General features: G+C 44.1%; 8 protein-coding genes. 2 read left to right on the plus strand and 6 right to left on the minus strand.

Annotated elements, in window-relative coordinates:
- Nucleotides 1-2 precede the first annotated feature (2 nt).
- Complete coding sequence (locus DW039_RS01530) at nt 3-2,963, minus strand: SusC/RagA family TonB-linked outer membrane protein (protein ID WP_005833037.1); 2,961 nt, start codon at nt 2,961-2,963, stop codon at nt 3-5.
- Between the two features lie 206 nt (nt 2,964-3,169).
- Nucleotides 3,170-4,834, minus strand: a complete 1,665-nt coding sequence (locus DW039_RS01535) for a DUF6377 domain-containing protein (RefSeq protein ID WP_005827019.1) — start codon at nt 4,832-4,834, stop codon at nt 3,170-3,172.
- A 231-nt stretch (nt 4,835-5,065) separates the two neighbouring features.
- Between DW039_RS01535 and DW039_RS01540 the strand changes: the two genes are divergently transcribed.
- Both DW039_RS01540 and DW039_RS01545 read left to right on the plus strand, forming a co-directional pair.
- The gene (locus DW039_RS01540) at nt 5,066-7,531 is read left to right on the plus strand and encodes a glycoside hydrolase family 9 protein (protein WP_120381597.1); all 2,466 of its coding nucleotides are present in this window, start codon (nt 5,066-5,068) and stop codon (nt 7,529-7,531) included.
- A gap of 42 nt (nt 7,532-7,573) precedes the next feature.
- Nucleotides 7,574-8,377 (plus strand): ThuA domain-containing protein, encoded by an 804-nt coding sequence (locus tag DW039_RS01545; protein ID WP_008665150.1) that lies wholly within the window; start codon nt 7,574-7,576, stop codon nt 8,375-8,377.
- 518 nt (nt 8,378-8,895) lie between these two features.
- On the opposite strand, the gene DW039_RS01550 is transcribed toward DW039_RS01545, so the two are convergent.
- The 4 genes from DW039_RS01550 to DW039_RS01565 all read right to left on the minus strand — a co-directional run bounded on the left by DW039_RS01550 (nt 8,896) and on the right by DW039_RS01565 (nt 16,849).
- A complete protein-coding gene (locus DW039_RS01550) occupies nt 8,896-10,458 on the minus strand; it encodes a RagB/SusD family nutrient uptake outer membrane protein (RefSeq protein WP_005827028.1) in 1,563 nt (520 codons plus the stop codon).
- A gap of 21 nt (nt 10,459-10,479) precedes the next feature.
- Nucleotides 10,480-13,590 carry a TonB-dependent receptor gene (locus tag DW039_RS01555; protein WP_057281639.1) on the minus strand — a complete coding sequence of 1,037 codons (3,111 nt, stop codon included), beginning with the start codon at nt 13,588-13,590 and terminating at the stop codon, nt 10,480-10,482.
- A 253-nt stretch (nt 13,591-13,843) separates the two neighbouring features.
- A complete protein-coding gene (locus tag DW039_RS01560; protein ID WP_120381598.1) occupies nt 13,844-15,568 on the minus strand; it encodes a glycosyl hydrolase family 18 protein in 1,725 nt (574 codons plus the stop codon).
- Between the two features lie 15 nt (nt 15,569-15,583).
- Nucleotides 15,584-16,849: an MFS transporter gene (locus DW039_RS01565; protein WP_008665144.1), complete on the minus strand. Its 1,266-nt coding sequence runs from the start codon at nt 16,847-16,849 to the stop codon at nt 15,584-15,586.
- Nucleotides 16,850-16,900: the final 51 nt, after the last annotated feature.

The following is a 16,900-nucleotide window of genomic DNA, read 5'->3' on the forward strand; positions in this document are numbered from 1 at the left end:
ATTTATTTAAAGCGAAGAGTCACACCTAAACTCAATTGAGTTGCTGTAGGATAAGCACTATTACTATCTACTCCCGGCTGGATACCATTCACGTCTATAATTGAAGGGTCATTACCTGAGTATCCGGTCAAGGTAAACAGATTCTTGGCAGACAGATATATGCGCATATTATCCAGTAACTTACGGTTCTTAGGAGTAAAATTATATCCCAAGGTTACATTTTCCAGTTTTATGAAGCTACCATCCTCCAGGAAATAGGAAGATATTACTCCACCACCGGTACGGATATTCTTATCTTCCAGATACGCAGAGCGAAGAACATTATCTGTACCACATCCCTGAAGCCCCATACCATATTTACGCATGTTGAATACATCAAAACCGAATGTACCGCGGAAGAATACACTCAAATCAAAGTTTTTCCAAGTCAGGTTGTTACTCCAAGACAAGAAGTGCTTGGGAGCACCATTGCCAATATAACGTTTATACTTGGCATCAGCCTGAGAAATAGGTATTTGCTCATCTTTATCATTCAAAATAAGCATATTGCCATTTTCGTCAACACCTGCATATTCATAACCGTAGAACTGCCCTATCTCTCCCCCTTCCTGCACACGGAAGAAATATTCGCTGGAACCAGTTCCCGGTTTTAAGTAAAGGTCGAGATAAGATGCCTTGTAAATATCGTTAGAAAGTTTGGTCAACTTAGTCTTTCCATAAGAATAATTGATTCCGCTCGTCCACTTCACTGCTGTTTTAGTAAGGATATCACCATCCAAAGATACTTCTATACCGGTATTTTTCGTTGTTCCAACGTTAACCAAAATAGTGGAATAGACAAAAGGCGGTTGAGGTGCCGTGTACGTATAAAGCAAGTCTTTAGAACTACGGTCAAAATACTCCACTGAACCACGTAAACGATTCCATAGAACAAAGTCAACACCCAGATTAATCGCAACGCTCTTTTCCCAAGCCAAATCCGGATTAGCATTACTAGAGGGAGCATAACCCGTTACCCAACGCCCGTCAAAGAGATAACTACCATTGGTATTATAAGTAGAAAGTGATTTATAAGCATCAAAATCCGAACGACCGGTAATACCGAAAGAAACACGTGGTTTCAAACTGGTCAACACTTTCCGGGTATTCTTCATAAAGCCCATCTCCATCATTTCCCAAGCCAAAGAAGCTGCTGGGAAGTACCCCCACTTTTGGTTAGCACCAAATTTGGAAGAGCCTTCATAGCGCAACGAAGCCGATGCAAAAAGCATATCCTTCCAATTATAGTTCAACCGACCAAAGAAGCCAATAAGTGTCGATTCAGAGCGACCGCTATATAAACTTGCCAAACCATCCTTCAGATAAGAGCCACTACCCAAATCCCAATATTTCGTATTATCAAAAGAGAAGTCGTTGTTACTACCACCAATCTGTTCCCAGATAGACTTCTCATAAGTATAGCCCACTACAGCCTTAATATTGTGGTCGCCCAAGTTCAGTGCATAATTTCCCAACCACTCCAATCGATTGGTGTACCATTTCTGATACTTCATTTCCGCACGTCCTTTATAACCATTCCAATAGGACTCCGAACCGGCAGACGAAGCATAATATTGTTGCTTCATGTCATTGTAATGCAATGAGTAACTTAATGTTGTATTCAACAAATGCTTTTCTGTCTGCAAAATATTCAGTTTAGCCTCAGCCGTACCCAACAAATACATACGCTGGCCGTTGTTATCTCTCAAAGCAAGCTCCGCAACCGGATTGGTTGCACCCGTAGGAGAAGTAGGCTGATAATACGAACCGTCTGCATTATATACCGGCATTGTAGGATTCATTGTGAGTGCCCTATCGAAGAAACCATCATTTCCCCAGGTTTCATTTACACGACGTGCACTCAACGAACCGTTGAATTGTAAGCGATTCTCCAGTACACGCTGTTCCATAGAAAAACGACCTCCAAATTCTTCACGACCACTCACGATGTCAAGTCCATTGGCACTTTTGTAATTGAAGGAAGCACCATAGAAACCATTCTTTGTGCTACCATCAATAGATATATATTGGTTTGTGTCGTATGCTACATCACGAGTAATCAGTCCATACCAGTCAGTGTCGGCTCCATAGTCTGTACCTCGTCTCGAACGACGGAATTCATCAGCCGACAGAATATCCGGAGAGGGCTTGGCTACATTAAAAGCGATGTAACTGTCATATGTGACTACCGTTTTTCCAGCTTCACCCGAGCCACGTTTCGTTGTAACTAAAATCACACCATTAGCACCTCGCGTTCCGTAAATAGCAGCTGAACCCGCATCTTTCAATACCGTAATAGATTCAATATCCTGTGCAGCGATGTTACGGATATCGCCACCTGCCACACCATCTATGACAATCAAAGGACTATTACTTGCAGAAACAGATGTTGCACCACGTACTTGTAATGAAGAACTGGAGTTAGGATTGGCAGCTGCCTGCGTATTGACATTCAAGCCCGCGACTTTTCCCGATACCATTTCCATCGGGTTATTCATAGCCCCCAAATTAAAATTTTTCTTATCCACTTGTACAATGGAACTGGAAACTTCTTTTTTACTCAATGAACCGTAACCCACTACTACAACTTCTTCCAACACCTGCTGGTCATCATGCAAGACAACATCAATCTTGTTTCTACCGGATACGTTCAGTTCCTGCGTTTGGTAACCTACATAAGAAAAAATAAGTATTGCATCAGGATTGACATTCAATAACACATAGTTACCGTCAATGTCAGTTATCACCCCCGAAGTTGTACCCTTTACCAATACACTTGCACCGATAAGACCTTCACCCGTTGCATCGGTCACCTTTCCTTGTACCTGAAGTTGTTGCGCAACAGCAACACCAGTCATCATAAGAAAACCCAGTAAAAGGATCATGCGCTTTTTAAGGCATCTCTTTAGACTTTTCTTTTTCATCTTATTAGAAATTAGTTAAACAATAAATAGATTGATGCAAATGTATTATCAAAACAAACGCACGATTTGGGCTGAGATAAAAATCTAAAGTCCTGCAACAGGCAATCAACTATAATACAACGTATTACAAAAATGCTATTGCTACTAATTTCTAAATCATTTCTAAACTTTTTAAGGCAGAAGAAAGCCTCAAAAGGAGGATAAAATCAAAAAGAAGTTATTTTCATCACTCGTTCTTCAAAGTCCTCTTTACAAAGAGACTTGTTTTTTAGCTTGGAACGATAAGTATAGATGGTAGTTATGGAATAACGCAAAAATTCTGCAATACGCGCACTGTCTGTAATACCTAAACGAATCAGTGCAAATATGCGCAGTTCGGTAACAAGCAATTCTTCATTTTTAGGATGCAATTGTTCTTCAACTGGCAACAAACGATTAAATTCTTCTACAAAGTTAGGGAATATCTTAAGAAAAGATACATCGAAATTGTGATAGAACTCTTTCAACTCTTGATTTATGAAACGGTCGGACTTCAATGTACGATATAACTCCTCAAGTTTACCGGCAGCAGCCTGCTTGTTCAATATGCGGCGATATTCTTCCATCTTACTTATATAAGAGGAACTTAAACTGAGGAAACGTCCCAAATACTCTTCCTTAATATGATTGGCTTCCGTAAGAGTCTGATTAGTATGCAATAATCGTTCATTAGCCTCATGTTGAGACTTGTTCAGCTTCTTCAATTCACTATTCAATATACTCAATTGGGAATTGGCAGCAACAACTTTTTTACGGGCATAAGACAATTTTTTCATTTGCCATAGCACACACAGTACTGTCAATAGAAGGAAAACAGAAAGGATACATATGCCTGTAATAAACATTCTCTGCCGCTGTTGCTGTATTTCCTTTTCTTGCTGATAAGCACGATCTATGAGCGGAAGCATCTTGGAATTCTGCGAACTACGCAACCGAGTAGTATAATAATTAGCATCTTCCATACTAATCTTGATATAGTGATTAGCACGTTCCAAATCGCCCATTCCATAAAGTAATTCCGCTAATGCGCACAAAGAATAATTTTCTTTCACCACTGCCCTAATGTCAGCAATGGCACTGCTAATACGTGCTTCCATTTCTTTCTGCTTGTTCCCCACGACATGATAAGCAAAAGCCAGAATTGAAGTAGCTACTGCATACTCACGCGTATTGGATTTCAACCGAGGTAAAAAATTCTTCAATAAACATATAGCCTCCTGACTTTTTCCCTGGTCAATGAGCTGAGGTGCATGCACGACTACATATCTATAAGTATCTTCCGGTACTAGGCTGATTATAGAATCCCTATACAAATTTGCTATCCGAAGATAATTGTTCACGTAGTTCCGATCAGTGGCGTACTCTGCCTGATAGAGATATAGGTTTTCAAAACATACATAATAGTCCACTATATTTTCACCCTCCAACGTGTTACGAGGAAGCGATTTCAGCAATTCCATTGCTTCAACAAAAAGGCCCGAAGTATTTAGAATATGTACTTTATTTAATATAGAACTATTTATCCATTGCCTATTATTTAGCCGTGTGGCAATAAGAATATTTTCATTTATATAATGTAATGCAGAATCACTAATATAAGAATTATATTCGGCAAAAAGACGATTTTGTATCAGATAACGCTCCATGTCAGTAAGCCTCCCTTGCTTCAACTCATCCTTTATCAAAGAAATATACCGTTCTTTTTCTTCCTCGTATTGTCTACGCATCACGATAGTCTTATCCAGAACAGACAAAAGGCTATCTATTGCAGATGCATACATACCAAGCGAACATGGCAACAGCATTATTATTAAAATCAAGATACGCATCATAGGTTAACATTGTGACATAACTTCGCAAAGTTACAATTTTCTTCTGTTATGAAAATACGATTTTAGTATTTTCTTTGGCATTATAAGTCGTACATCATAGGGATTATACATCTACCGAAATTCATATTTCCTCTACTTCGGATAGCTTTTAAAGCTTTTATGGCAGTTTTCAAACCTCCTTCTGCCTAATAATGGCTAACATTGCAACCGAAACCAAAGGTTGACATCAACATGAGAAAGACATTATTATTTTTATACCTTTTATCTCTCGGCAGTATTGCCGCATACGGTCAGACACGTCTGACCCAAGACCCCAAACTGGAACGACAACTCCACGAAAGCGGACTGATACATCAACCCCTCCCCCTGGATATTGAAAACTCTTTCGAAACCAACGGATGGAAAAAGGAGGTCTTGCAAAGCGCTCCTCTCACCCGCTCGGCAGGTACAGAGGGATGGAGTCATTCCGGCGCAGGAAGCATGTCCTTCAGTACGGAAAAGACCGTTTCCGGCAAAGGCAGCATCAAACTGCAATTCCCCACATTCACCGGGAAAAGGGCGACCGGCTCTCCTTCCGACCCAGACTATGCCACCTACGGAAACAGCAGTGTTACCTATCATCTAGACGGCGCCAATCTGGAGAAGTACAACCGCATCGTATTCTCCATCTATCCCGATTGCGACGGCGCGCGCATCGTCAACATGAACCTCACGTTTCGCAATGCAGATACTCCTGCCAAGAAAGGATATAATCAGCCTTCGGGTTCACACCTCATTAACCTTATTAATAAGGAGTGGAACCAATGCTTCCTCGAAATAGACGAGTATCAGCGCGACAAGGTGATATCCATCACCTTCAGCACAGCCCTCAAAGGCAAAGACCGGACTACAGGAGATTCAGCTATCTACTACCTGGACAATCTACAACTGCAAACGGTGAAAGCCCCTGAGAAAGTCAGCGGATGGATACCTGCCGATGGAAAAATCTCCTACTCGACAACCGGCTATGCCGTCAACCACCCCAAAACCGCCCTCATCAACACAAACCTCACCATAGACGCCGGAAAGCGCTTCCAACTGCTTACCCCAACCGGAGAAATAGCTTACGAAGGAGACATCCGAAAAGAGAAAACCACTCTCGGAGAATTTGGCCTTATTGATTTCACCTCCTTCAATAATCCCGGAGAGTATCAGCTGAAGGTCGGAACATCGCTAACTCCCACCTTCCGGATTGGAGAAAGACTTTGGGAAGATTCACAATGGAAAGTGCTGAACTTCATCTTCTGCCAGCGCTGTGGACATCCGGTTCCCGGCAAGCATTCCACCTGCCACGTAGACCTCATGTCCCGACATGACGGACGCAGCATCTCCTACTCCGGCGGATGGCACGATGCAGGAGACTTGTCCCAGCAAACCTTGCAGACGGGAGACGTGACCTTTGCTCTGCTCGAAGCCTATAATAAACAAAGAAATATCAACCCAGCCCTCGCCGCCCGCCTGCGTGAAGAGGCGGAATGGGGAGTAGAGTTCATCCTAAAGAACCGCTACGGCGATGGTTACCGCGCCAGCAGCATGGGATTGCTTATCTGGCAAGACGGTGTGTTCAATACATTGGACGACATATCTTCCGTACGTGTACAGAACATGGCATTTGACAACTTTCTCTATGCCGGATACGAAGCTTACGCCTCCATGACGCTGGACAACGACCCGATGCTGCAGGAATACCTATTGCGCGTGGCCGAAGAAGATTTCGCTTTTGCTATGGAGAAGTTCAAAAAAGATGGCTTCGACCAGTTCGTCCAGCCTTACGAACACAGTTACAACACTTCGAAAAGTCAGTATATGGCTACCATCTCCTGGTCGGCAAGCCAATTATACAAGCTGACCGGAAAACCTTCTTATGCGGACATCGCCGCCGAATACATCCGCTACACCCTCGACTGCCAGCGCACGGAACCGCTGAAAGACAAAGACGGGACACGCGGATTCTTCTACCGGGACAAATCCCGCAAATCCATCGTACATTACATACACCAGTCGCGCGAGCAGGTCTATATGCAGGCTATGGTGATGCTTTGCGAAACCCAGAAGGAGCACCCCGATTACCCTAAATGGGTGAATTCCATACAACTATATGGAGACTATCTGAAAGGAATGATGAAGTATACCCATCCCTACGGTATGATTCCAAGCGGTGTTTACCATGCAGAGGAATATAAGGATACCACCAACTTCTACGCCCTCCATCTGTTTCCCCCTGCCAATGCCAAGGAACTGTACACGGAACAGATTAAACGAGGAGTACAACTGGACAAAGAGCACTACATGAAACGTTTCCCCGTGTGGTTCAACATTTTCAACGGCAATACCGCCATCCATCTTTCCAACGGAAAGTCCGCCGCCATCTGCGGAAACTTCCTGAAGGACAAGGAACTGCTCAACATCGGTCTGGAACAGTTGTACTGGACCGTAGGCAAGAATCCTTTCGGACAATCCTTGATTTATGGAGAAGGACACAACTATCCGCAACTGAATACCTTCTCTTCGGGAGAAATGACAGGAGAGATGCCCGTTGGTATCCGTACCCTGGGTAACGACGATGTCCCCTATTGGCCGCAAACCAACAATGCCTGTTATAAAGAGGTATGGATTACCTCGGCAGGCAAATGGCTGTCTCTGATTGCGGAATATTAGATAATGGAGAATTAATAACTTATAAATTATAAATTACAAATTATGAAACATCTGTTTATTTTATTGTTTACGGCTTGCACCCTGCTGACGTACGCACAAGTCCCCGAAGGTTATCCGGCAAACTATGCCAAAGCTCCTCGCTTCAAGGCCTTGATTTATTACACGCAACATGCGGAAGAAGCACACGTACAATTTGCAGAACAAGCAACCACTTTCTTCAAGAAGCTCAATTACGGTGACGGCTTTGTTCTGGATATTACTACCGATTTTTCAAAATACCCATACGAGAAACTGAAAGAATACAATGTCATTATCATGCTTAACACATCCCCCAACACCAAGGCCGAACGCGATGCTTTTGAGCAATACATGGAAAACGGAGGCGGTTGGGTAGGTTTCCACGCAGCAGCCTACAACGACAAAAACACGCATTGGCCCTGGTTCGTTAAGTTTCTTGGTGGTGGGGTGTTCTATTGCAACAACTGGCCTCCCCAGCCGGTATTGGTCGAAGTCGACAACGAAGAACATCCCGTTACCAAGAATCTGCCTGCATCATTCGTGGCTCCCGCCAGCGAATGGTACCAATGGACTCCCAGCCCCCGCCAGAACAAGGACGTAGAGGTACTCTTGTCCCTATCTCCCAAGAACTATCCACTGGGTATCAAGGATGTAGTGAATTTTGGCGACTTCCCCATCGTATGGTCCAACAAGAATTACAGAATGATTTACCTGAATATGGGGCATGGTGACGAAGAGTTTATCGACGGTACACAGAACCTGCTATTGGTTAATGCTTTCCGCTGGGTAGTGAGCAAAGACAAAAGCGGCAACCCGTTCCTCAAATAAAACGGTTTCCATAACAGCAATCAAGAGAATAAATAGGGGATAATTCCCCTATTTCCTATGTTAACACTACGTTTTTATGCCGAAACAGATACTTTTCCTTCGAAAAGTATCTGTTTCGGTCGTTTTATATAGATACCCTTGCCGGTTCCCAACGGGCCGGAATGACAGTTTCATATCGTTGAAACCAAAAGTTTCCCCAATCAAAACTTCTCGTATTTAGTCTCAAAACTAAAAGTTTCATGTTGAGAACTAAGACAATATCCACTTTTACGATTCACCCAATAAATAGGAGGCATCATCTTTTAGAAAGATTGGAAAGCGTGATAGATGGTTGTAACGTTTTTTATCTGTCACGGGTATCTATCACGCTTTAATTGATTTATAATCAAAACAATACACCCATTTGCGTGATAGCATGACAGATGTTTTGCCAAAACAAACTTTGTGAAGGAACAAAAAATCCCCGGTATTATTCACAAGGAAATACCGGGGACTCTTCAGAAAAAAACAATCAAAACTTATAACCAGCCAGGGTTCTGTGTCAAGCCACCTTTAGCTCTATCCATTTCCGACTGGTCAATTGGAAAGTATCTGAACTTCTCCGTCCAACCTTTGTTACCTAAAATCTCTGTTCCTTTATCGAAACGCAGAATATCAAACCAACGCTGCATTTCATCCATAAACTCATACCCACGCTCTTCAAAAAGAATATCCAACAGCTCCTGCTTGCTCTTTCCGGCCAAGTTGATACGATGCTCTTTGTCTTTGAAAGCGCGGTCTCTGACCTGGTCGAACCAGCCTTGCGCATCGGCACTGGCAGTTCCGTTGATGCGTACATCAAGCTCCACAGCCAGCAGCAAAACATCGGCATAACGGTAAATACGCCAAGAGTTATAATAGTTATCCGTAGGATTCACCGTAGACGTCGTCTCCTTTCTCGGATGAATCTTATAGTGCCCCAGACCCTCGTAATTTTCCTGCTGGTCACTGACTTGGAAAGCACTTCCTGCCGGTAGTTCACCTTTGGCCACCATTTCTGCCACTTTTTTAGCCTCGTCCGCATAGACAATGACTGTTCCCTCACGGCGCGTATCACCTTCCTTAAACATGTTGTAAACAGTACTCGGCATGGTATTCTGCCCATAACCTTCGCCCAAGCCGCCCTGCTCGGCACTTCTCGGGTCAACAATGTTACGACCACCCAAAGAACGTGCAAGACCAAACCCTTCACCGGAGTTATTGCCGGCATAACATACCTCAAAGATAGATTCCGCACACCATTCTCCGTCTTTCACCCATAAGTTTTGATAATCAGGGTTCAACCGGTATCTTCCACTGGTGATTATTTCTTTCATGTCATTCAATGCCACCTGATATTTAGTCTCATCACGATGGAACAAAATAATTTTGGCACGAAGCAGCTTGGCAGCATCCCGGCAAACGCGTCCCTGCTGTGTAGCACTGCGCTGGGGCAGATACTTAGTCACTTCGTCATCCAAGTCACCCATCATAAACTCATAAATTTCTTCACGGGTTCCTTTGGCAACGCTATACATTTCACTGGCTGCCAGATAATGTTTGATAAGCGGGAATTGCTCATACCCCATAAACAGATGGTAATAGAAAATGGCACGGTAAAAGCGCGCTTCGGCAGAAATGGAATTGACAAAGTCTGCACTGAGGTTGCATCCGGCCAATTTGTCAATCAACAGATTGGCAGCAATGACTCCATTGAACAAGCCAAAATCCCACTCATTCCACCAAGAACCATATCCCCATGCACCGAAACAAGAAGTCGCGTCATAGGTAAAAGTATCCCATTTCGTCTTGTAAGACCCCTCACCGATACCACCACCGGTTTCGGACTCATCACCCAGCAAAGAAGAGTAAGACCAAACCTCCGGCATACGGGTCTGCATTTCATTCATCACGGCATACAAGCCCTTCATCATATCGTCTTCCGTCTTATAGAATTCGGTTTCTGACACCTGAGTTCTCGGATTCACTTCCAGAAAATCTGAACAAGCTGTGGTCGACAAAGCCATCGCACCCAAAGCCAATACCTTTAATATCTTATTCATTGTATCTAATTTTTAGGTTAATCAAAATGTAATATTCGCACCGATAGTATAAGTACGTGCTTGCGGATATGTTCCCCCGTCAAATCCATCACGTGTTCCCACTTCAGGATCATAACCGCTGTAGTTGGTAATTGTAAACAGATTTTCGCCCTGCACAAAGAAACGCAGCCCCTTGACGCCGACACGCTGCAACATCTGTCCGGGCAGACTATAGCCAATCTGCAACACTTTCAAACGCATATACGAACCATCTTCCACAAAAAAGTTTGAAACCTGATAGTTATTGTTGTCACCATCTATCACACGTGGCACCCAATTGGAAGTGCCTTCACCATGCCAACGGTTCAGCCAAGATTTGTCGTAGTTACCAAAAGTCACATTGGAACGTCTGTACAGTTTATAAATGTCGTTTCCGATACTTCCCTGGAAGAATGCACTGAAATCAACTCCTTTCCAATCGGCAGAAAGAGTGAATCCATATGTCCAGTCAGGGTTCGGCTTGCCTATCATGGTACGGTCATCACCATTCAACCCATTTTCACCATCCAAATCTTTAAAACGAATATCTCCAGGCTTGGCATTCGGCTGTATCAGCTGAGTCTTTCCGTTAGAATCTACGTAGGTATAGCTATCTATCTCCTGCTGATTCTGGAAAATACCATCATGCAAGTAACCGTAGAAGAAGCCGTACGGACGCCCGTTCTCTCTCCAACTGACCTGGCCGCCCATACCACCGCCGATATTATTGAGACCGACACGGTCGGGGCCCTGGTCTGTTACGGTATTCTTCACATAAGAAGCATTTCCATTGATACCCAGATTCACTTCACCCACCTTAAAGCGATAGGACGCTTCGAACTCGATACCTTCGTTCTTCACTGTACCCGAATTGACCGTCATACTGCCATAACTGGTATAAAGAGGAATCGGCATGGAAAGCAGCATGTCCTTCGTCTTCTTCACGAAATAGTCGGCAGAGAATGTCAATGCACTGTTGAAGAAACGCAAGTCAATACCCAAGTCGGTCTGTTCGGAGGTCTCCCATTTCAAATCAGCATTGGCATAGCCACTGGGCAGCATGCCCGTATATACCTTTCCATTTATGACTGCATTCTTACCCTGACTCATCATACTTGTATAGGCAAAGGAGCCAATACGTTCGTTACCATTCTGTCCCCAGCTTAGACGTATCTTGGCAAAATCCAACCAGGAAGGTCTGTTTTCCATGAACTTCTCACGAGTCAACACCCAACCCAAAGAAACCGAAGGGAATGTAGCATATTGGTGCTCGCGACTGAAGTTTGACGAACCGTCCCGTCTCACTACCGCTTCGAACAAATACTTTTCATCATAATTATAATTGATACGTCCGAATATGGATGCAATGCGGTGATCTTCCGCCCCACCCCATACTTTGGACTGTTCTTCGGGCGCTGTGGCCGTGTCTATATATCCCTTGTCTATATCCACCACCAGCAGATTATAATCTTCCGCTTCCAAATTGGAGTAATGGTAGGAAGACATACTTGTACCGAACAGTGCACCTATATTATGACGGCCGAAAGACTTTGTATACGACAGTACATTTTCCCACTGCCAATAGGAAGACTCCCTTTTCTTATCCTCTACCTTGGAAGTGGCATTCTTACTGGTAGCATTTAGCTCGTAGACTGGAGTTACATTCTTAATGGAATTGAACACCCATTCCGCACCATAGGTAGTCTTGAACTTCAAGCCTGGCAACAAGTCGACATCAAGGTTAAAGTTCGCACCGAAATTCTGAGGCATAGTCCTCTGGTTATGACTGACCTGCATGGCTGCCAGCGGATTGGTTATTTCACGCATCTCGATGATATTGTATGCCAGGCCGTTGGGAGCAATGACATGATTTGGATAAGTTACGGCATATTGCTCCAGTATAGCAGGGTCGGTCTGATAAACCGGCTCGGTAGGAGGCAACATATTCATGGAAGTAATCAAGCCTGCAGCTTCACTATTGCCAATAGTATTACCAGTCTGGATTGACTTGGAATAGCTTGCAATTGCACCAAAACTAATCTTATTCAACCAATTTCGTGATTTCGTGTCCAGTAATACATTATTGTAATTCAAGCGTACATTGTAGCGTTCATAATCAGCATGTCCTTTGGCATAAATACCTTCTTGCTTTACATAACCGAAAGAAGCATAATAGGTAGAGTTGTCCGTACCTCCACTCAACGAAACCTTGTGGTTCATAATAGGAGCATTCTTGTTCTGCAGTTCCTTTTGCCAGTCGGTATTGACGCTGGAAACAGTCGGGAAATAAGGGTCCTTACCTGCGTTGGCAGCCATTTCATTCATCAACATCTGATAATCCGCACTACCCAGCAAATCCACCTTCTTGGAAGGATTCTGAATACCGTACGTAAATTCATAGTTCAAAGTAGCCTTCCCTTTAGTACCCTTCTTCGTAGTTATTAGCACAACACCGTTAGCACCACGGGCTCCGTAAATAGCGGCGGAAGCTGCGTCTTTCAACACTTCAATAGACTCAATATCAGAAGGATTCAAATGACTGATACCACTTTCAGACGGCATGCCGTCTACTATATAAAGCGGATCGGAGTTGTTGACCGTACCGGTACCCCGAATACGAATCTTTGATTCCGCACCGGGCTGACCTGAATTAGAGATAATCTGTACACCGGAAACTTTACCTTTCAAAGCATTCTGAATATTTGTAGGATTACCTTTATCCAACTCTTCACTGGTAACACGGCTCACAGCAGACGAAAGTACACTCTTCTTTTGTACACCATAGCCTACTACAACTACCTCGTCCAGCAACTCAGAAGAATCAGTAAAACGGACTTTCAGATTTGTATCTGCAGCAGTCAGTTTATACTCAATAGGCTCATAACCGATAAAGGTGAAGACCAACACATCACCCACAGAAGCTTTCAGACTGAAATTCCCATCAATATCCGTCACAGTACCCACAGCCGGATTACTTTTCATACTGACATTAGCACCCGGAACCGTTTCTCCAGAAGGATCATAAACGATACCCTGCACATTAATTTGTTGTGCGAAGAGCTGCAAAGTGCAACTGAGAATGCAAAGCAGCAAAAGGACTCTTTTTCTTTTCATGATAATAGTATTAGTTTATAAAATAGAAAGTTATTCATATTGTATTGATACAAATTCCAATACTTCGATAAGCGAAATTACGTACTAAACAAGAAATGGAAGTTGAATATTTCTCATAAGGAGTTCATTTACTAACACATCCATAAAAAACGTTTTATTTTAAACTTAAAGTGATAAAGTTTAAACCCATAAAAAAACGGATACGTTTCTGTACGTACCCGTTTTCTTCCAAATCCATTGATTATAAAAAGTATTACCTTTCTAAAGTCCAGTTAATGGCATTTCTGAACATGGTCGTAAACCCTTCCGTTTCGTACAACTTACTACTATGCCCTATCTGGAAATAAACATTGCGTGCCTTTTTGCTTTCATTGACCCAAACCACCGGATGATCGCCCATCTTGATGTCCGATGCAGGCGTGTAGCTCGATTCGTCTACATTGGCTAATACATGTACATTAGGGCGCGGACTCTTGTCATAAGTATACCACTCGTCATCGGGCACCACGAAAGAGGCCGGAACATCCTTCATTACCGGATGCTGTTTATCTTCCACAATCAGCGTACCGTCGGCCAGCGGAGCTATGTAGTTCTTGAAACGTACACCACCCATGAAATCAGAGAACCATTGCCACATGGGATAACCGTCAAACTCGCCCAGCAAAGTAGCATGATGGAAACCTATCCAGCCGCCACGGCCTTCTTCTATATACTTGACGAACGCATCTTCCGCTTCCTTCGGCCAAGTATAAGGCGGGAAATCCAATTGAATAACCAGGCTGAACTGCGACAAGTAAGCCTCCGTTATGTTCCTGGCATTGTTTATCTCGGTAATACTGAAATTCCCCTTTACACCTTCGGCCGCCAACCACCTCAAACCGGCATCCGTAAATCCTCCGTGCTGTCCGCCACGTTCCGTCAACACCAGTATCTTCGCCTTGTGCGGCTTGCCCAATAGGTTTTCTGCTACCGTACGGCGCAAATCACCCTGTTCATTGTCTCCGCTATAATCCCAATACATGCCTCCCAGCAAATCTTTATCCAGAATATACTGACACTTGATGGCAAGTGAACGGGGATTCTCAAAACCAAATACCAACGTATCATTCTTATCGGCCAGATAAGGCACTTGAGCCACCTCATCCCACTTTTCAGTATATTGGGTATCCGTATTCCCTACCTTATTATAGTCTTGGAAGCTGGGATAACCGTCACCTCCACGACCATAGAAGGGCATACCCATCACCAGCTTGGAAGGCGGTACGCCCGCTTTCAAGTGTGCAGTAACGGCACCGTCCGAAGTAATGTCACCGCTATGTCCTGACGGATAAAGCGCCGAATGGTGCTTGGGAGCAGAAGCCATGTCATAAGCCATGATATTCACAAAATCGACGGAAGGCAAGATAGCCTTGAAGTCAATGTAACGGGCAGAAGCTACGGTGGCAAGTGTCAGTTCCTTTTCATTGCCGATGGCAGCTCTGATATCCTGCATCAGAAGTGTAAAATTCTCCGTATCGTCCGGTGACGAGGATATATTTGCCATAGAGCTGGTGGGATATTCCCAATCGATGTCAATGCCATCCAAAGCGAACTCCTTCACCACACGGTCACAGTCCGCGGCAAAAGCACGGCGATATTCATCATTGGCAGCCATCTCACTGAAACGTCCGCTTCCCCAGCCGCCGATGGAAAGCAGCACTTTCAGCTCCGGCTTCTGTTTCCTCAAATCAACAATCTGTCTCAAACGTTCCTCATTATCAATCTTGACACCGTTAAAGCTCTCGTTTACATGACCGAACGCATAGTTGATATGCGTCATGTACTGCGGGTCGGGCATCACCTCACTCCACGAAGTGACATAAGCAACCACAACCTTTGAATCGCGGGAAGCCGCAACGACCTCTTCTCCCGACTTAACGCTACCGCATGAAACCAATACGCCCAAAGCGGCAGCCATCATCATTCTAATTTTTTTCATAAGTACTATCTTTAATTACAAATTATCGCAGGTCTGACGGACCCGTGAACCTATCAATGCATAATACAGCATAAACGCTTCTCCAAAAAGAACGATGAGCCATGACCATCTCCAGCCTCCAAGAACATCGGCAAGCACTCCTTGCAACAAGGGCAATATGGCACCGCCTACCACTCCAATCATGAACACACCCGAAGCCACCGAAGTGTATTTTCCCAAATGGGCAACGGACAAAGTAAAGATAGCTCCCCACATGATGGAATGGAACAGACCTACTGCCGTGAGCAGCCACGGATTATTCAGAAGAATGGCCAGTAGGGCGAGTAGTCCTGCCGATACCGTAGTAACCGTCAACTGCACGCGGGGAGAAATCCTGCTCAGGCTGCTCCCCACCAGGCGGCCCACAAGCATACCACCCCAATAGAGCGTAGCCATCAGTGCCGGAGAAGCATAATCCATCTCGATGGCATACAGATTGATATTGGCCCCGATACAGACTTCCACTCCTACATAAAAGAAGATAGCCACCACGCCCAATGTCAGATGACGGAAGGACCATACACTTTTTTCCAGCTTTTCTCCCTTCTCTACCCTGGTTCCTTGGATATCGGGCAAAGACAATTTCATCAACAACAATACAATCAAAGAAATAACAGCCATCAATGCCAGGAACGGAACCATCAGCTGGTCAATCTGAATGTCCTCCATAGACAGACCGCCGAACACGACACCGGTCACGAAATAAGGAGCAAGCGTAGTTCCCACAGAATTGGCGGAACCGCCTATAGCCAAACGCTGAATGGACTGGGTACCCTTGACATGGCAAGCCGTCAGATAAGGATTTATAACCACTTGCAGAATGGTGGCCGAAGCCCCTACCACGAAAGAACCCAGTAAGAAAATCAAGAACCCTCCAGGGATAACATTATTTCCTGCATGCCAATTCGCTTCAGGAAAGTGTACTGTGAAATAGGAAGAGGCAAAGAACAAACCAAGTCCCACAATCATCACCAGCAATCCACGCATCAATGTTCCTTTATATCCGTATTTGCTAATCCACGACGAGCCTACCCCTCCACAAACCGGATAAGCAAGGAACCAGGAGAAAGTAATCAAAGTAGCAAAAGTATTTTTCAACCCGCCCACTTCCGAAAGAAAAGTTTCTTTCAGAGGACCCTGAAACTGAGTATTGGCAGTCGTAAGGAAACCTACAATAAAGAACAAGAACACCATCGTGATGAATGGCCCCATATAGTTTATTTGTTTTTCTTGTTGTGTCATAGTATTTTGATTATTAATTCAAATAATTAGTTATCAGCCGCCTGCAAGGCG

It is taken from the genome of Bacteroides sp. AF39-16AC (genome assembly GCF_003602735.1).
Lineage (GTDB): Bacteria > Bacteroidota > Bacteroidia > Bacteroidales > Bacteroidaceae > Bacteroides > Bacteroides uniformis.